The following is a 16,742-nucleotide window of genomic DNA, read 5'->3' on the forward strand; positions in this document are numbered from 1 at the left end:
CTGTGACGGCCCATGCGTATGTGTCGGTCACCGGAAGACCGGCGGTAGAGGAAGGGCCTGAATCCATGGGAAGAATGTCGGGTCGCGCATTCATGGCGGCGGCGACGGTCATCGCGGCCGCGGCCATGTTCATGGCCGGGTGCGGCGGGGGCGCTGGCGGCGAAACCGGCACGTCCCGCGGCACGGGCGGAGCCGGGACACCGGGCGAACTACCCCAGGCCACGACCTACGCCACGCTGAAGGGCCTGCCGCTGGACGACCAGCCGTTCGGCAGGGCCGACGGCACCGTCGTCCGTCCCAAGGCGCCGCTCCCCATCTCCGCCCAGGCGGGCGGTCCCCCGCTCGCGACGCTCCCCGACAAGCAGCTCGGCGGCCCCACCTGGGTCCCGGTCGTGGAGAGCAGGGCCGGGTGGAGCCGGGTGCTGCTGCCCAGCCGCCCCAACCGGGTGACGGGCTGGATCCCCAGCTCCCCCGACAAGGTGCAGACCGCGCGCACCCGGCACCTCGTCAAGGTCGATGTCAGCGATCGCAGGCTCACGCTGCTCGACTCCGGGCGCGAGGTCGGCTCGTGGCGGGTCGCCGTCGGAGACGGCAAGACCCCCACCCCCATCGGGCGGACGTTCATCATGGCGTCCCTCGCCCCGCCCAAGGCCACCTACAGCCCGCTCGTCCTGCCGGTCGGCGCCCACTCGGAGACCCTGGACACCTTCGGCGGCGGACCCGGCACCGTCGCCTTCCACGGCTGGCCCGCCAAGGACGTCTTCGGCAAGGCCGTCACCCACGGCTGCGTCCGCGTCCCGGCGGACGCGCTGACCCGGCTGTCCAAGGCCCCCCTCGGCACCCCCGTGGAGATCGTCGCCTGAGACCGCGTCACCCGGCGCGCCGTCGCCCCGTGCGCCCGCCCATATCCCCGCTGTTGCCCCATCACCATCCGAAAAGAAGAGGGAGACACATGCGTTCACAGGTTCTGTCCCGGGCCGCCGTGCTGGCCGGCGCCGTCGCGCTGCCGCTGGCTGCGGCCCTGCCGGCGCACGCCCTGCCCGCGCACGCACTGCCGGAGCACGGCGTGCGCGGCGCGTCGAGCTCGGCGTACGGGATCGCCGCCACGGGGCCGATCGCCGTTCCGGCGACCCCGTCGGTGTCCTCGTCCGGCCCGAACACGGTCAGCAGGAGCGTCGCCGAGCTGCCGCCCAACCCGATCCTGAAGGCGCGGGTGCTCAACGCCTCGGCCGGCAAGGCGCACGCGCGGGCGTCCGTGGTCGACCTGAGGATCCCGAAGGCGCACCTGACCGCCGACCTCGTCGCCGCGAAGTGCGTCCAGGGCAAGGGCGGCTCGCACCTGGTCAAGGTCGCGCTGAACGGCAAGGTCATCGAGGCGGCGGCCACCCCGAACTCCGCGGTCGGCGTCCAGCTCGACGGACTGGGCACCGTCTCGCTCGTGCTCAACAAGCAGGTCCGCGACGGGCACGGCAGGCTCACCGTCACCGCGATCGAGCTGACCCTGCCGCTCGGCCCCGGGAAGAGCGAGACGATCAGCATCGCGTCCGCCACCTGCGGCGCGGACAAGGGCCTCCCCGGCGGGCCCGGCGAGCCGGGCGAGCCGCAGACGCCGCCGGCCACCCCGCCGTCCGCGCCGCCGGACGAGGCCCCGGCGCCGACGCCCGTCCCCGGTGACCTGCCGGTGACCGGCTGAGGACCTTCCCGGACGAGGGGCTCGCGCGACCCTGTGGCGCGGGCCCCTCATCATGTGTTCATGACACCTCCCGCCTCCCCCCGTCCACGCCAGCGCATCGCCGAGGTCACCGTCACCCCCGTCGCCTTCCGCGATCCGCCGCTGCTCAACGCCGTCGGCGTCCACGAGCCGTACGCGATCCGCGCGATCATCGAGATCCGCACCGACGAAGGGCTGACCGGGCTCGGCGAGACCTACGCGGACGGCGCGCACCTGGCCCGGCTGCGGCGCGCCGCGTCCGCGATCGCCGGGACGGACGTCTGGGACGTCAACGGGCTGGCACGCCGCGTCCGCGCGAGCCTGGCCGGGGACTCCGGAAAGGGCGGCCCGGGAACGGCCGGGATGGTCACCGGCGGCAGCATCGCCGACGGAGTGCTGTCCCCGTTCGAGGTGGCGTGCCTGGACGTGCAGGGGAAGGCGGTCGGGCTGCCCGTCAGCGCGTTGCTGGGCGGCGCCGTCCGCGACCGCGTCGAGTACTCGGCGTACCTGTTCTACAAGTGGGACGCGCACCCCGGGCAGGAACCGGACGCGTGGGGCGCCGCGCTCGACCCCGACGGGATCGTCGCGCAGGCCCGGCGGATGCTGGACGGCTACGGCTTCTCGGCGATCAAGCTGAAGGGCGGGGTGTTCCCGCCCGACGAGGAGATCGCCGCGATCCGGGAGCTGCGCCGCGCGTTCCCCGACCACAAGCTGCGCCTCGACCCCAACGCCGCCTGGACGGTCGCCACGTCGATACGGGTGGGACGGGAGCTGGACGGCGTCCTGGAGTACCTTGAGGACCCCACCCCCGGCATCGAGGGCATGGCCGAGGTCGCCCGCCGGGTGCCGATGCCGCTGGCCACCAACATGTGCGTGGTGGGCTTCGCCGACCTCGAACCGGCGGTGAAACGGGACGCCGTCGGGGTCGTGCTCTCCGACCACCACTTCTGGGGCGGCCTGAACCGGTCTCGGCTGCTGGCGGGAATCTGCGAGACGTTCGGGCTCGGCATGTCGATGCACTCCAACTCGCATCTCGGCGTCAGCCTGGCCGCGATGACCCACCTGGCCGCCGCGTCGCCCAACCTCACCTACGCCTGCGACACCCACTGGCCGTGGAAGGATCCCGCCGAGGACGTGATCGTTCCCGGGACGTTGGAGTTCCGCGACGGCGGGCTCGACGTCCCGTCCGGACCCGGGCTCGGCATCACGCTCGACCGGGACGCGCTGGCCCGGCTGCACGAGCAGTACGAGACCTGCGGCATCCGCGACCGCGATGACACCGGCTACATGCGGCGGATCGATCCCGCGTACGAGATGAAGAGGCCCCGCTGGTGACGCGAGCGCGTCACAGGGCCGTCAGGCCGCCGTCCACGGGGATGACCGCGCCGTTGACGTAGGCGCCGGCGCGGCTGGACAGGTAGACGGCGACGCCCGCCATGTCGTCGGGACGGCCGATGCGGCGCAGCGGGACCGTCGCGGCGATCGTGTCGCCGAACGCCTCCAGGGTGGCGGCCATCATCTTGGACTCGAACGGGCCGGGCGCGACCGCGTTCACCGTGATCGACCGGGGGCCGAGCTCCTTGGCCAGCACCCGGGTGAGGTGGTGCAGCCCCGCCTTGCTGGAAACGTAGGAGTAGCGGTCGAGCGGGGTGGTGATGCCGTCGATCGAGCCGATGTTGATGACGCGGGCCGGGTCGTCGGCGGTGGCGGCCTTGGCGAGCTGGGGCAGCAGGGCCCGGGTGAGGAAGAACGGCGACTTGAGGTTGAGGTCGACGACCTTGTCCCAGGCGTGCGCGGGGAACTCCTCCAGCGGCGCGCCCCAGGTGGCCCCGGCGTTGTTGACCAGGATGTGCAGGGCGTCCTCACGGGCCGCGACGGCCTCGGCCAGGCCGAGGCAGCCCTCCTCGGTGCTGAGGTTGGCCGGGATGGGGATGGCCGTTCCGTCTTCGGCCAGTTCCTGGGCCGCGCGGTCGCACGCGTCGGCTTTCCGGGAGCTGATGTAGACCTTGGCGGCCCCGGCTTGGAGCAGGCCACGGGCGATCATCAGCCCGATGCCGCGGCTGCCGCCGGTGACCAGAGCGATCTTGCCCGAAAGACCGAACAGATCCGTCATGCAGTGATCTTAGGCCGCTGCGACGCCACCGTGTAGTGGGGGTCGAGGGCACTGGCGCGTCCCGCCTCGAAGACACCGAAGCGCAGGCACGCGGAACCGGCGACGAGCGAGCTCCCCGCGACGGCGGCGACCGCGCGGCGGCGTCCGGCCGCGAGCGAGGTGCCCGCGATCCCCGCCACGGTGAGGATCCTGGCGGCGCGGAGCAGGGTGCCGGCCCTGCCCGTCCGGTACGGGCGGGCCTGCTCGCCGAGGCGGCGTTCCATCAGGAGCTCGGCGGCCAGCTCCAGCGCCGCGCCGAACAGCGCCGACGCGCGGGCGGGCGCGTTCTCCCCGGTGGGCGCCGCGATCAGTCCGAGGCCCGCGGCGGCGGCCGCGGCCGACCCGCAGAACACGAACGGAAGCTCGCGATGGGCCTCGTGCCAGGCGGGCACGGCCGTGTCGGCGATCAGGACGGCCGTGTAGCAGCTGACGCCGAGTCCGGTGAACGCCGCCCAGCCGGTGGCGGCCCGTCCGATCAGCCGGATCGGCGTGGAGCGGGCGGCCGGCCCACTGGCGTCCGCGATCGCGGCGACGCCCGCGGCCGGCCCGTACGCGGCCAGGATCCACGAGCCCATGCTCATCGGCGATGTCGGCTTGAACACCCGCAGCATGTTCGCCAACCGTTCCGGGCGTCCGAGATCGTTGACGAGGGCGACGGTGGCCAGCGAGATCGCGCCCAGCGCGCCGAGCCTGGCGGACCTGGCCAGCACCGGCCGGCCGGTCCACTCGGCACCGGCGGCCAGCAGCGAGGAGCCTCCGGCCAGCCCGCCCAGGAACAGGTAGCCGGCGATGTCGCGGGCCGTCCAGGTGGGCGCCTTGATGATCGGGCGGCCGTAGTAGGAGCCGAACTCGGCCTTCGGCGTGACCGTCGGCTCGCCGCCACGGCGGTGCCGTGCCGGCCGTTCCAGGCCGCCCCTCGATCCCGGGACCGCCTCGCGGCCGGGGCGCTGCCCCCGCGTCCCCTGCCTGGTGACATCGCTCATCGCGTCCTCCGGTTCCTGCGCGGGCTTGTGGCCGCGTAAGCGGTGGCGATGCCGCCCAGGAGGGTGAGGGCCGCCACGCCGGCGTGCCTCCACATCGATCCCAGGTCGCGGGTGGTGACGACCGGATCGGGCGGGAGGCCGTAGACCTCGGGTTCGTCGAGCAGCAGGAAGAAGGCGCCGTCGCCGCCGACGCCGTCGTCCGGGTCATGCCCGTAGAGGCGGGCGTCGTCCACCCCGGCCTCGTGCAACTGCTCCACCCGCGCGGCGGCGCGTTCGCGTAGCTCGTCCAAGGGGCCGTACTGGATCGAGTCCGTGGGGCACGCCTTCGCGCACGCCGGTTCCATGTCGTGGGAGATGCGGTCGTAGCACAGGGTGCATTTCCATACGCGGCCGTCGTCCTTGCGCTGGTCGATGACCCCGTACGGGCAGGCGGGCACGCAGTAGCCGCAGCCGTTGCAGATGTCCTCCTGCACGACCACGGTGCCGTATTCGGTGCGGAAAAGGGAGCCGGTGGGGCACACGTCCAGGCAGGCCGCGTGCGTGCAGTGCTTGCACACATCGGACGCCATCAGCCAGCGGAACTCGCCCCGGTCCTCACCGTCGGCGGTGGAGCCTTGGGCGGCGGCCTCGGCGGTGAGGCCGAGGAGGTCCACATTGCTGTAGTCGCCGTGCTCCACGCCCGGGTCCTGGAAGCCGAGCGGCTTGCGCTGCTCGATGAACGCGACATGCCGCCAGGTGTCGGCGCTCAGTCCCTGGGTGTTGTCGTACGACATCCCGGTGAACGTGAGGCCGTCCTCGGGAATGGCGTTCCACTCCTTGCACGCGACCTCGCACGCTTTGCAGCCGATACACACCGAGGTGTCCGTGAAGAAGCCCATCCGGGGAGGGTGATCCGTGTGCCCGGCGTCCGCCGCCACGTCGGCCAGCGGCCCAGAGAAGCGTCCCATGCCTCACACCCCCATGCCGGTGAGCTCGGTGATGCCCGCCCTGCGCTGGTAGTCGAGGACGAGAGCGGGCAGGGCCGGTCCGCGCGGGCGGCGTCCCGGCCTGATGTCGGCGGACAGCGCCTTGACCTCCTGGATGTGGACGTTGGGGTCCAGGGACAGGTGCGCGATCTCGTTGGCCGCGTCGCCCTTGCTGTAGCCGTTCGGGCCCCAGTGGAAGGGCAGCCCGATCTGGTGGACGGTCCTTCCTTGCACTTTCAGCGGCGCTATCCGGTCGGTCACCAGGACGCGGGCCTCGATGGCGTTGCGGGCCGTCACGATGGTCGCCCATCCGCCGTGTTCGAGCGCCCTCTCGGCGGCCAGCTCGGGCGACACCTCGCAGAAGAACTCGGGTTGCAGTTCGGCGAGGTAGGGCGTCCACCTGCTCATGCCGCCCGCGGTGAAGTGCTCGGTGAGCCGGTAGGTCGTGACGACGTACGGGAACACCGCCGAGCCCGGCTCGGAACCACTGGGGTGCAGCCGGTTGTGCCGCTCGGAGAGGATGTGCCGTACCGGGTTGCGCTTCTGGCCGTACAGCGGGTTGTCGAACGGCGAGTCCTGCGGCTCGTAGTGCGTGGGCAGCGGGCCGTCGACCAGCCCTGCCGGGGTGTACAGCCAGCCCTTGCCGTCCGCCTGGAGGATGAACGGGTCGTCCCCCGCGATCGCGTCGGGCCCGACGGCGTCCTCGGCCGGGCGGAAGGACGGGTCCTTGGTGAGCTGGAAGTCCGGGTGGTCGTGGCCGGTCCACTCGCCCTTCTCCGCGTCCCACCAGATCAGCGCCTTGCGTTCGCTCCAGGGCCTGCCCTCGGGGTCGGCGGACGCGCGGTTGTAGAGGATGCGCCGGTCCAGCGGCCAGGCCCAGGCCCACTCGTGCGCCATCCAGTCCTGCTCCGCGGAGGGTTTCTTGCGGGCGGCCTGGTTGACGCCGTCCTTGTAGACGCCGCAGTAGATCCAGCAGCCGCACGAGGTGGATCCGTCGTCGTCCAACTGCTCGTAGGACGACAGGTGCCCCCCGTCCGGGCCGAACCCGTTGATCTCGGCCAGTACCGCCTCCGCGGACGGGTCGCCGTACGCGCCCTCCAGCGGGTAGTCCCAGGTGAGATCGAGGATGGGACGGTCACGCGGGTCGGTGGACCCGGCGAGCTTCTCCCTGATGATGCGGCCCAGGTGGTACATGAACCACAGGTCGCTGCGCGCGTCGCCCTCGGGCTCGACGGCCTGGTGATGCCACTGGAGGTAGCGGTTGGTGTTGGTGAACGAACCGGACTTCTCGGTGTGCGCCGCCGCGGGAAGGAAGAAGACCTCGGTGGCGATGTCCTCGGTGCGCAGCTCACCCGTCTCGATCTCGGGGCCGTCCTTCCACCACGTGGCGCTTTCGATGAGGGAGAAGTCCCTGACGACGAGCCAGTCGAGGTTGGCCATGCCGAGCCGCTGCATCTTGGCGTTGGCCGAGCCGACGGCCGGGTTCTCCCCCATGAGGAAGTAGCCCTTGCACTTGCCCTCCATCTGGGCGAGCACGGTGTCGTAGGTGCTGTGGCTTCCGGTCAGGCGCGGCAGGTAGTCGAAGCAGAAGTCGTTGTCGGCGTTGGCCGCGTCGCCCCACCACGCCTTGAGCAGGCTCACCACGTACGCGCGCATGTGGCCCCACCAGCCTTTGCGCGCGGCGTCGGCGGCCACGAAGCTGTCCAGGTTTTCCATGCGGTGCGCGTGCGGCATGGGGATGTAGCCGGGCAGCAGGTCGAACAGGGTGGGGATATCGCTCGAACCCTGGATGCTCGCGTGCCCCCGCAGCGCCTGGATCCCGCCTCCGGGACGGCCGATGTTGCCCAGCAGCAATTGCAGGATGCTGGCCGCGCGGATGTACTGCGCGCCCACCGTGTGCTGCGTCCAGCCCACCGCGTACGCGAACGCGCTCGTACGGTCACGCCCCGAATTGCGCACCAGCGCGTCACAGACCTTGGCGAACAGTTCCGGCGGCACCCCGCACACCTCGTACACCATCTCGGGCGTGTAGCGCGAGTAATGCCGTTTGAGGACCTGGAACACGCAACGCGGATGGGACAGGGTCTCGTCCTTTTGGGGCGTGCCCACTCCCAGGGCCGCACCGCCCGCGCCATGGCTTTCACTTCGGCCCGCTTCCTGGATGGACGCCCCTCGGTGGGTGCGACGGTTGTATCCCCGGTCGCGCTCCCCCGAGGCGGCGACGACGTCCACGCCCTCGTACAGCCAAGAGTCGGTGTCGTAGTGCCGGGTCTCCTCGTTGAGCCCGGAGAACACGCCGTCGAGGTCCTCGGTGTCCTTGAAGTCCTCGCGCAGGATCGTCGCCGCGTTGGTGTAGTTGACCACGTAGTCGCGGAAGTACGACTCCGTGGTCAGCACATGGTTGATGATCCCGCCGAGGAAGGCGATGTCGCTGCCCGCGCGCAGCGGCACGTAGATGTCCGCGACCGCGCTCGTCCGCGTGTACCGGGGATCGACATGGATGATCGTCGCTCCCCTGGCCTTGGCCTCCATCACCCACTGGAACCCGACGGGGTGCGCCTCCGCGTAGTTCGAGCCCTGGATGACGATGCAGTCGGAGTTCTGGAGGTCCTGCATGAACGTGGTCGCGCCGCCCCGCCCGAACGAGGTGCCCAGCGCCGCCACGGTGGAGCTGTGGCACACCCGGGCCTGGTTCTCCACCTGCACCACGCCCAGCGCGGTGAGCAGCTTCTTGATGAGGTAGTTCTCCTCGTTGTCCAGCGTCGCGCCGCCCAGGCTCGCGATGCCCAGCGTCCGCCGCACGCGGAGGTCGTCGGCCTCCCACTCCCAGGTGTCCGCCCGCGTCCTGACCACCCGGTCGGCGATCATGTCCATGGCGGTGGACAGGTCGAGCGACTCCCACTCGGTGCCGTACGGGCGCCGGTAGAGCACCCGATGCTCCCGGGACGGACCGGTCGTGAGCTGGAGGGTCGCCGATCCCTTCGGGCACAGCCTGCCCCTGCTCACCGGCGAGTCCGGGTCGCCCTCGACCTGGACGACCTTCTCGTCCTTCACGTACACCTGCTGGCCGCAGCCGACGGCGCAGTAGGGGCAGACCGACTGGACCACCCGGTCGGCCGTGGACGTCCGGGGCGTGAGCGAGGCGGTATGCGCCGATTCGGCGGCGGCCCCACGTCCCAACCGGTCGGTTCCCGTCAGCTGGCGGTAGACAGGCCAGCCCTCAACCCACGTACGCACACCCATGGCACTGAGAGCTACCCGACGCACACGCTTCAAACTCGGGCGGTCCGGGAGTGTGACAATGGCCGGGTGCGAATGCGCTTCATCGGGTCCGTGGCCGCGGTTTGCGCGGCCCTCGGACTTCTCAGTGGATGCGCCGGCGAGGAGCGGTCCCCGCTTCTCGACAAGCGGACCCTGGTGGCCGGCGTGCGCCCCGATCTGCCCGGACTCGGCTACCGCCATCCGGACGGCAGGTTCGAGGGACTGGACGTGGACGTCGCCCGCTACCTGGCCCGGCGGCTGGGCAAGGAGGTGCGGTTCGTCCCGGCACTCGCGGCGAACAGGATCCGGCTGCTGCGCGACGGGGAGGTGGACCTGGTGCTGACGTTCTGGGTGGAGCCCCAGTGGAAGGCCCAGCTCACCTTCGCCGGCCCGTACTACCTCTCGTACCAGGACATCCTCGTACGGGACGGTGAGCGCGGGGTGCGCGGCGTGCGCGACCTGGCGGGCCGCAGGATCTGCGCCGTGACAGGCGCGGGCGCGGCCGAGCAGGTGACCGAGGAACGGCAGGTGCCCGCCACGCCGGTGACCGCCCGCAACTACGACCAGTGCGCCGCCATGCTCGCCGACGGCCGGATCGACGCGATCACCACCAACGACACCATCCTGGCCGGGATCAAGATGCGCAAGGGCGCGGGCTTCCGGCTGCTCAACGCGCGGTTCGGCGAGCGGCGCACCGGCATCGGGATGCGCCAGGGCGACCCCGGCGGCTGCGAGGCCGTCAACAAGGCGATCACGCAGATGTACCAGGACGGCACCATGGCCCGGCTGATGGCCAAGTGGTTCGGCCGGTCCGGACTGGACCTGTCGGACGTGGCGGTCCCCCAGTTCGAGGGCTGCCTCTGACGGCGCCGGAATCCCGCCGGCCGTGGCCGAGGGGTTCCCGGTGTGGTCACAGCACCGGCAGGAGCTTTGACGGGGTGATCGGCAGGTCGCGGATCCGCACTCCGGTGGCGTTGTAGACGGCGTTGGCGATGGCCGCCGCCGCGCCGACGATGCCGATCTCGCCGATGCCCTTGCTGCCCATCGGATTCAGCCGGCCGTCGGCCTCCTCGATCCAGACCGCGTCGATGTCGCGCACGTCCGCGCAGGCCGGCACGTGGTACTGGGCGAGGTCGTGGTTGAGGTAGTCGCCGAACTCCCGGTCCATCACGCTCTCCTCCAGCAGCGCCATGCCGAGGCCCATCGTCATGCCCCCGATGAACTGGGAGTGCGCCAGCGTGGAGTTGATGATCCGGCCGACGGCGAACACGCCCAGCATCCGCGGCACCCTGATCTCCCCGGTGTCGGCGTCCACCTCGACCTCGGCGAACTGCGCCCCGAACCCGTGCCTGGCGACCTTTGGCAGCTCGCTGACCTCCTGGGCCGTGTCCACGAACGCCTCCTGGCGGTCGGGATCGGCCAGCAGCGCCTCGCAGGCGCGGGTGATGGCCCTGCCCCAGCCGGCCGTGCCCGACGAGCCGCCCGCCACCGCCGCCTCGGGAAGGGAGCTGTCGCCGATCTCCACGGTGACGCGGGACGGGTCGGTCTTCAGCGCCTCCGCCGCGATGGCCGTCAGCGCCGTGCGGGCACCGGTGCCGATGTCGGAGGCGGCGATCCGCACGCGGAACCGTCCGTCCGGCTCACGCCGTGCCGCGGCCTGGCCGGACCGCTGGTACGCGGGATAGGTGGTGGCCGCCACGCCCATGCCCCGCAGTTTGCGCGTCCCGGGTGCGGGCACGCCGGACGGCACCGGTTCCCGGTCCTCCCAGTGGAAGCGTTCCGCGCCCTCGCGCAGGCAGGCCACCAGGTTCCGGGAGCTGAACGGGAGCCCGCCGACCGGCTCGGTGTCGGTGTCGTTGCGGATCCGCAGCTCGACCGGGTCGATGCCGGCCGCGACCGCCAGCTCGTCCATCGCGCACTCCAGCGCGTACATGCCCGGCGTCTCGCCGGGTGCCCGCATCCAGGACGGCGTGGGCACGTCCAGGCGGTTGAGCCGGTGCGAGGTCAGCAGGTTCGGCGCCGGGTACATGACCCGGGTCACCACCGCGGTCTGCTCGGCGAACTCGTGGACGGTGGAGGTCTGCTCGACCACCTCGTGCAGGATGGCGTTGAGACGCCCGTCGCCGTCCGCGCCGAGCCGCAGCCGCTGGACCGTCGGCGTGCGGTATCCGGTGAGGGCGAACATCTGCTGGCGCGTCACCGCGTACTTCACCGGACGGCCGGTAAGCCGCGCCGCCATCGCGGCGAGGACGACACTGGGACGCGGCGTCCCCTTCGACCCGAACCCTCCGCCCACATGCGGCGACACGACCCGCACCCGGGACCGGTCCAGGCCGAAGACCTGGGCCAGCGTGTTCCGCGCGATCGTCGGGCCCTGGTTGGAGTCGTACACGACCAGGTTGCCCTCCTCGTCCCAGAGGGCGAGGCTGGCGTGCGGTTCCATGGGGTTGTTGTGCTCCGCCGGTGTCGAGTACGTCGCGTCCACCCGTACGGGAGACGCGGCGAAGGCCCCTTCTGGGTCGCCCTGCTCGGTGTCGGTGGGGTAGTCGGGGTTGACCACGTCCGGCCGGTAGAGGGTGGGGTGGTCGGGGCTGAGCCGCACGTCGTGCGGCTCGGCGTCGTACTCGACGCGCAGCAGGCGCGCCGCCTCCTGCGCGGTCTCCGGGGTCTCCGCCACGACGGCGGCGACGAGCTGCCCCCGGTACGACACCGTCCGGGACTGGAAGACCGCCAGCTCGGCGTTGCCGACCGGTTCGAGCCTGGGCGCGTTCTCGTGGGACACCACCTGGAGGACGCCCGGCATCGCCAGGGCCTCGTCCGCGCCTATCGACCTGATCCTGCCCTTGCCCACCGGGGACTGGACGGCGTACAGGTAGGCCACGCCGTCGACCGGGTACTCGTACGCGTACCGCGCCCGCCCGGTGATCTTCTCCCGGGATTCGATCCGCTTCAGCGAGAGGGTGTTCATGCCGTGCCCCCGTGTGTCGTGAGCTCCGCGAGCGTCCGGACCATGAGGTTGCGCGCGAGTTTGACCTTGTAGGCGTTGTCGCGCAGCGGTTCGGCCTCCTCCAGCTCGGCCTCGGCGGCCTGGAGGAAGGTCCGCTCGGTCGCGGCGGAGCCGCGCAGCCGGTCCTCGGCGCGCCGGGCGCGCCAGGGCTGGTGCGCCACGCCGCCCAGCGCCACCCGGCAGTCCAGGATGGTGCCGTCCGCCATCTCCAGCGCCGCGGCGACCGAGACCAGCGCGAACGCGAACGAGGCCCGCTCACGGACCTTGCGGTAGCGGGCGGGCATGGTCAGGGGCGGGACCTCGACGCCGGTGATCAGATCGCCGGGGTCCAGGGTCGTGTCGCGGTGCGGTTCGGTGCCCGGCAGCCGGTACAGGGACGTGGTCTCCTGGCCGACCAGCGGGATGACGCGGTCGCCGAGCCGTCCCATGACCCGTACCCGCGCGTCCAGCGCCGCCAGCGCCACCGCCATGTCGGACGGGTGGGTGGCCACGCAGTCCGGCGAGTGTCCCAGGATCGCGAGGTTCGCGTGATCGCCCTCGCGAGCCGGGCAACCGGTGCCGGGTTCGCGCTTGTTGCAGGGCTTGGAGACGTTCTGGAAGTAGGAGCATCGGGTGCGCTGTAGCAGGTTGCCGCCCACCGTGGCGAGGTTGCGGATCTGCCCGGACGCCCCGGACAGGACGGCCTGCGCCAGCATCGGGAACCGCTCCCGCACCGCGCGGTGCGCGGCCAGGTCGCTGTTCCGGACGGCGGACCCGATGACCAGCCCGCCGCCGGGCTCCTCGACGATCGTGTCGAACGGCAGGTGCGCGACGTCCACCAGCCGACGCGGCTCCTCGACGCCCAGCCGCATCAGGTCGACCAGGTTGGTGCCGCCGCCGAGGTAGCGGACCTCGCCGTCCCCGTTGCTCTCGCGGTGCCGGGCGACCGCGTCCTCCGCGCTGCCCACGCGCTCGTACGCGAAGGGCCTCATGCCCGCGCCCCCTGGGGAACCCTGGACGCCGCGTCCTTGATGGCCTTGACGATGTTGACGTACGCGCCGCAGCGGCACAGGTTGCCGCTCATCCGCTCGCGGATCTCCTCGTCGGACGGCTCGGGCGGCGGCCCGGACGCGAGGTCCTCGGTGACCGCGCTGGGACGGCCCCGCGCGTACTCGTCCAGCATCCCCGTCGCCGAGCACAGCTGGCCCGGCGTGCAGTAGCCGCACTGGAAGGCGTCGCGTTCGATGAAGGCGTCCTGGAGGGCGGTGAGCCGGTCGCCGTTGCCGTCCGGCGAGGCCAGTCCCTCCACGGTCGTGATCTCCGCGCCGTCGTGCGCGACCGCCAGGGCCAGGCAGCCGAGAGCGCGCCGCCCGTCCAGCAGGATCGTGCAGGCGCCGCACTGCCCGTGGTCGCAGCCCTTCTTCGAGCCGGTCAGCCCGAGCCGCTCGCGCAGCATGTCCAGAAGGGACGACCGGGTGTCCACCTCGATCCGGTGCCTGGTGCCGTTCACCAGCAAGGTGATCTCGGCGCTCACTGTGCTGTCCATGGTCGGCCCCTACCCACGATCACCGGCCTGAGTCGGGTGATCGCCAGGACGGGCGGGGGGCTGGGTGCCGGGACTGGGCGCTAGGACGAGTCGGCGATGATCTCGGCGACCTGGCGCGCGGTCTCGGTGGGCAGCGGCGCGGGCTTGCCGCGCCAGTGGCGCGCGGCCAGGAGCGCCGCGCATCCGGCGCCACCGGTGTACGCGGCGGCGGCGACGAGCGCGGCGATCTCCGGGGGCAGCTTGCGCTCCAGCAGCAGAAGGTTGAGGCGGTACGTGGAGGCGGCCGCGAGGGCCCCGAGGGTCCCGGCCACGGCGCCGAACCTCAGCGCGGGCACCCGCTGCCGCGCCTTGTCCTGCACCTCCCGCTGGGCGGCCTCGGCCACGTACCGCGCGAGGGCGAGATTGTCCTCGGTCGACTCGGCCATAGACGCCCTTTACCCCGGCGCGGCGCGCGGACACCCGCCCCGGCCTTCGGACCGACCGTTTCCCCCTTTTCACCGGCTTCCATGAAGACCATGGTGCCGATGGGTTAAAAGTGATTGGTGGAGGTTTCCGACCGGTTGCTGGACATCCCGGACGGCGTCACGCCCGCCATGGTCGCAACGCTGCGCGGGCAGGTGCCGGAGATCGTCCAGGAGGCGGTCGCGGAGATCGAGCGGGGCGTGCCGTGGTACGCCCGCCCGCACGACCCCCGCTACTCGCGGGTCCTGGAGCAGGCCGTGGAACGGGCGGTCGGGCATTTCGCCGACCTGCTCGCCGACCCGGACGCCTCCTCGGCCGAGACCGTGGAGTTCTTCCGGCGGCTCGGCGCGGGCGAGGCGCGCGAGGGGCGCGACCTGGACCCGTTGCGGTCGGCGCTGCGCACCGGCGCCGGGGTGGCGGTGCGGCGGCTCACCGAGGCGTCCGAGCGCACCAGGCACCGGGTCACCGCCACCATGATCGCCCAGGTGGCGCGGTCGGTGCTGGCCTATCTCGACCGGCTCGCCGCGGTGGTCGCCGAGGGCCACGCGGAAGGGCAGGCCGAGATGGCGGCGCGCGGCACCGGCGAGTACCGCGACGGCCGCCGCCGCGCGCTGCTCGAACTGCTGCTCTCCGAGCCCGCGCCGCGTCCCGCCCAGTTGGGCGAGCCCGCGCGGCGCGCGGGCTGGCCACTGCCGCGCACCGTCGCGGCCGTGGCGCTGAGGGAACGACGGCCCGGGGCCCGCCCGCCGTCGCCGCCCGGCGACGTCCTGACCGGGACGCACCTGGACGAGCCATGCCTGATCGTTCCCGACCCGGACGGTCCCGGACGCCGCCGGGCGCTGCGGGACGGGCTGGGCGACTGGGTCGCGGCGATCGGGCCGTCCGTCACGCCCGCCGATGCGGGCAGGTCGCTGCGCTGGGCGCGGCAGACCCTCGACCTGGCCACCGGCGGCGTGATCGCCCACGACGGCCTGGTGGCGGCCGCCGACCACACCCCCATCCTGCTGATGACCCAGGACCGTGACCTGCTGGAACGCGCGGTGTCCGGACGGCTGCGCCCGCTGCTGAAGCTGCGCCCGGCGCAGCGCCGCAGGCTGGCCGAGACCTTCCTGGTCGCGCTCGAATGCGGGTTCAACACCGTCCAGGTGTCGAGCCGGCTCCGCGTGCATCCGCAGACCATCCGGTACCGCGTCCGGCAACTGGAGACGTTCTTCGGCGAGGACATCTACGCCCCGGCGCACCGCCTGGAGTTCCACATGCTGCTGCACGCCTGGCTCGCGATGAACCGCGAGCCAGGCGGCACCACCGGCGTCTAGACGCCCAGCCGCGGCTTCACCGCGGGCACGTCTCCCTTCTCCAGGTCGAACGCGGTGATGTCCATGTCCCTGGTCTCCACCGAGTACAGGAACGCCACCAGCGACACCAGCGACGTGGCGATCAGGTAGAGCGCGACCGTCCACGGCTCACCGCCCGCGCGGTCGGTCAGGTACGCGGCGATGAGCGGGGAGAACCCGACCAGGGCCGTGCTCACCTCGCGGGACGTGGCGAACCCGCTGTAGCGCACCCGCGCCCCGAACAGCTCGGCGTAGAACGCGGGCTGCACCGCGACCATCGGCGCGAACCCGAACGCCACCATGACCACCATCGCCAGGTAGATCAGCACCGGCTCGCCCGTGTTGACCAGCAGGAAGTAGGGGAACCAGAACACCGCGGCGAACACCACCGAGAAGATGTTGAGCGGGCGGCGGCCGATCCGGTCCGACAGCGCGCCGTACACCGGCTGGAGCAGGATCACCACCGTGCCGAAGATGCACACGCCCGCCAGCACCGTCCGGTCGGTGAGGCCCAGTTCGTCGGTGGCGTAGGCGACGGTGAAGGTGGCGAGGGTGTAGACCAGCGCGGTGTCGCCGATGTGCGCGCCGACGCCCACCAGGAGGCTGCGCGGGTAGCGGCGGACGGCCTCGACCACGGGCAGCTTGACGACCTTCCGGTCCCGTTCGACCCGCTGGAAGACCGGCGACTCGGCCACCCGCAGCCGCACGTACAGCGCCACCGCGATCATCGCGAAGCTGACCAGGAACGGCAGCCGCCAGCCCCACGACTCGCGCGCGCCCTGCGGCATGAACGTCACGAGCAGGAACGCGCCCGTCCCCAGGACCAGGCCGATCTGCACGCCGGTCTGCGCGTACGAGCAGTAGTAGCCGCGGCGTCCCGGCGGCGCGTGCTCGGCCAGCAGCGTGGACGCGCCGCCGAACTCGGCACCGGCGCCGAGGCCCTGGAGGATCCGCATCAGCAGCAGCAGGAACGGCGCCCACAGCCCGACCGACTCGTAGGTGGGGAGCAGCCCGATCAGGCCGGTGGCGATCCCCATCACCAGGGTCGTGGCGATCAGCGTGGCGCGGCGCCCGATCCGGTCGCCCAGATGGCCGAACAGGATCCCGCCCAGCGGGCGGAACAGGAACCCGACGCCGAACGTGGCGAACGCGGCCAGGGTGCCGGCGGCGGGGTCGGCGTCGGTGAAGAACAGGTCGCCGAACATCAGCGCGGCGGCCGTCCCGTACACGAAGAAGTCGTACCACTCCAGGGCGGTACCGGTGAGCGCGGCGCCGACGACGCGGCGCAGCTCTGCGTTGGAGGACGTGGTGTTGGCGGGGGTTTCATCCATCGAGTTCTCCT

14 protein-coding genes are annotated in these 16,742 nt (G+C 72.1%); 5 read left to right on the top strand and 9 right to left on the bottom strand.

Annotation, left to right across the window (positions count from 1 at the left end; genetic code table 11):
- The first annotated feature begins 74 nt into the window (after nt 1-74).
- The 3 genes from QSK21_RS02155 (at nt 75) to QSK21_RS02165 (ending at nt 3,046) form a co-directional block, all read left to right on the top strand.
- The gene (locus QSK21_RS02155; RefSeq protein ID WP_285693224.1) at nt 75-863 is read left to right on the top strand and encodes a L,D-transpeptidase; all 789 of its coding nucleotides are present in this window, start codon (nt 75-77) and stop codon (nt 861-863) included.
- Nucleotides 864-952: 89 nt separating this feature from the next.
- Nucleotides 953-1,693, top strand: coding sequence for a choice-of-anchor P family protein (locus QSK21_RS02160; RefSeq protein WP_285693226.1), 741 nt, complete (start codon nt 953-955; stop codon nt 1,691-1,693).
- A gap of 60 nt (nt 1,694-1,753) precedes the next feature.
- Nucleotides 1,754-3,046: a glucarate dehydratase family protein gene (locus QSK21_RS02165; protein ID WP_285693229.1), complete on the top strand. Its 1,293-nt coding sequence runs from the start codon at nt 1,754-1,756 to the stop codon at nt 3,044-3,046.
- 10 nt (nt 3,047-3,056) lie between these two features.
- On the opposite strand, the gene QSK21_RS02170 is transcribed toward QSK21_RS02165, so the two are convergent.
- Genes QSK21_RS02170 through fdh form a run of 4 tightly spaced genes read right to left on the bottom strand, consistent with a single transcriptional unit; the run spans nt 3,057 to nt 9,054 of the window.
- Nucleotides 3,057-3,824, bottom strand: a complete 768-nt coding sequence (locus tag QSK21_RS02170; RefSeq protein ID WP_285693231.1) for an SDR family oxidoreductase — start codon at nt 3,822-3,824, stop codon at nt 3,057-3,059.
- Nucleotides 3,821-4,846 carry an NrfD/PsrC family molybdoenzyme membrane anchor subunit gene (gene nrfD, locus QSK21_RS02175; protein WP_285693233.1) on the bottom strand — a complete coding sequence of 342 codons (1,026 nt, stop codon included), beginning with the start codon at nt 4,844-4,846 and terminating at the stop codon, nt 3,821-3,823. The genes QSK21_RS02170 and nrfD overlap by 4 nt, the downstream gene beginning before the upstream one ends.
- Nucleotides 4,843-5,793 (bottom strand): 4Fe-4S dicluster domain-containing protein, encoded by a 951-nt coding sequence (locus QSK21_RS02180; protein WP_285693234.1) that lies wholly within the window; start codon nt 5,791-5,793, stop codon nt 4,843-4,845. Before QSK21_RS02180 ends, nrfD begins: the two co-directional genes overlap by 4 nt.
- 3 nt (nt 5,794-5,796) lie before the next feature.
- Nucleotides 5,797-9,054, bottom strand: a complete 3,258-nt coding sequence (gene fdh / locus QSK21_RS02185; RefSeq protein WP_285693237.1) for a formate dehydrogenase — start codon at nt 9,052-9,054, stop codon at nt 5,797-5,799.
- Between the two features lie 72 nt (nt 9,055-9,126).
- Here fdh and QSK21_RS02190 point away from each other — a divergent pair, with 72 nt between their 5' ends.
- Entirely contained in the window at nt 9,127-9,936 is an 810-nt protein-coding gene (locus QSK21_RS02190; protein ID WP_285693322.1) for a transporter substrate-binding domain-containing protein, read from the top strand.
- A gap of 46 nt (nt 9,937-9,982) precedes the next feature.
- Here QSK21_RS02190 and QSK21_RS02195 read toward each other — a convergent pair whose 3' ends face one another.
- The 4 genes from QSK21_RS02195 to QSK21_RS02210 form a co-directional block, all read right to left on the bottom strand.
- Nucleotides 9,983-12,040, bottom strand: a complete 2,058-nt coding sequence (locus tag QSK21_RS02195; RefSeq protein WP_285693239.1) for a xanthine dehydrogenase family protein molybdopterin-binding subunit — start codon at nt 12,038-12,040, stop codon at nt 9,983-9,985.
- Nucleotides 12,037-13,050 (bottom strand): FAD binding domain-containing protein, encoded by a 1,014-nt coding sequence (locus tag QSK21_RS02200; RefSeq protein WP_285693240.1) that lies wholly within the window; start codon nt 13,048-13,050, stop codon nt 12,037-12,039. Before QSK21_RS02200 ends, QSK21_RS02195 begins: the two co-directional genes overlap by 4 nt.
- Nucleotides 13,047-13,604, bottom strand: a complete 558-nt coding sequence (locus QSK21_RS02205; protein WP_285693241.1) for a (2Fe-2S)-binding protein — start codon at nt 13,602-13,604, stop codon at nt 13,047-13,049. The genes QSK21_RS02200 and QSK21_RS02205 overlap by 4 nt, the downstream gene beginning before the upstream one ends.
- Nucleotides 13,605-13,684: 80 nt before the next feature.
- Entirely contained in the window at nt 13,685-14,029 is a 345-nt protein-coding gene (locus QSK21_RS02210) for a phage holin family protein (protein WP_285693243.1), read from the bottom strand.
- A gap of 117 nt (nt 14,030-14,146) precedes the next feature.
- On the opposite strand from QSK21_RS02210, the gene QSK21_RS02215 reads away from it, so the two are divergent.
- Nucleotides 14,147-15,382, top strand: a complete 1,236-nt coding sequence (locus tag QSK21_RS02215; RefSeq protein WP_285693244.1) for a helix-turn-helix domain-containing protein — start codon at nt 14,147-14,149, stop codon at nt 15,380-15,382.
- Here QSK21_RS02215 and QSK21_RS02220 read toward each other — a convergent pair.
- Entirely contained in the window at nt 15,379-16,731 is a 1,353-nt protein-coding gene (locus tag QSK21_RS02220; protein WP_285693246.1) for an MFS transporter, read from the bottom strand. The two genes, QSK21_RS02215 and QSK21_RS02220, sit on opposite strands and share 4 nt — an antisense overlap.
- Nucleotides 16,732-16,742: the final 11 nt, after the last annotated feature.

The organism is Actinomadura sp. NBRC 104412, from assembly GCF_030269515.1.
Taxonomy (GTDB): domain Bacteria; phylum Actinomycetota; class Actinomycetes; order Streptosporangiales; family Streptosporangiaceae; genus Spirillospora.

Coding starts and splice junctions, on each gene's coding strand:
- QSK21_RS02205 (WP_285693241.1), bottom strand. CDS start 13,604: ATGGACAGCACAGTGAGCGCCGAGATCACCTTGCTGGTGAACGGCACC.
- QSK21_RS02180 (WP_285693234.1), bottom strand. CDS start 5,793: ATGGGACGCTTCTCTGGGCCGCTGGCCGACGTGGCGGCGGACGCCGGG.
- QSK21_RS02165 (WP_285693229.1), top strand. CDS start 1,754: ATGACACCTCCCGCCTCCCCCCGTCCACGCCAGCGCATCGCCGAGGTC.
- QSK21_RS02155 (WP_285693224.1), top strand. CDS start 75: ATGTCGGGTCGCGCATTCATGGCGGCGGCGACGGTCATCGCGGCCGCG.
- QSK21_RS02210 (WP_285693243.1), bottom strand. CDS start 14,029: ATGGCCGAGTCGACCGAGGACAATCTCGCCCTCGCGCGGTACGTGGCC.
- QSK21_RS02170 (WP_285693231.1), bottom strand. CDS start 3,824: ATGACGGATCTGTTCGGTCTTTCGGGCAAGATCGCTCTGGTCACCGGC.
- QSK21_RS02160 (WP_285693226.1), top strand. CDS start 953: ATGCGTTCACAGGTTCTGTCCCGGGCCGCCGTGCTGGCCGGCGCCGTC.
- QSK21_RS02200 (WP_285693240.1), bottom strand. CDS start 13,050: ATGAGGCCCTTCGCGTACGAGCGCGTGGGCAGCGCGGAGGACGCGGTC.
- QSK21_RS02220 (WP_285693246.1), bottom strand. CDS start 16,731: ATGGATGAAACCCCCGCCAACACCACGTCCTCCAACGCAGAGCTGCGC.
- nrfD (WP_285693233.1), bottom strand. CDS start 4,846: ATGAGCGATGTCACCAGGCAGGGGACGCGGGGGCAGCGCCCCGGCCGC.
- QSK21_RS02195 (WP_285693239.1), bottom strand. CDS start 12,040: ATGAACACCCTCTCGCTGAAGCGGATCGAATCCCGGGAGAAGATCACC.
- QSK21_RS02190 (WP_285693322.1), top strand. CDS start 9,127: ATGCGCTTCATCGGGTCCGTGGCCGCGGTTTGCGCGGCCCTCGGACTT.
- fdh (WP_285693237.1), bottom strand. CDS start 9,054: ATGGGTGTGCGTACGTGGGTTGAGGGCTGGCCTGTCTACCGCCAGCTG.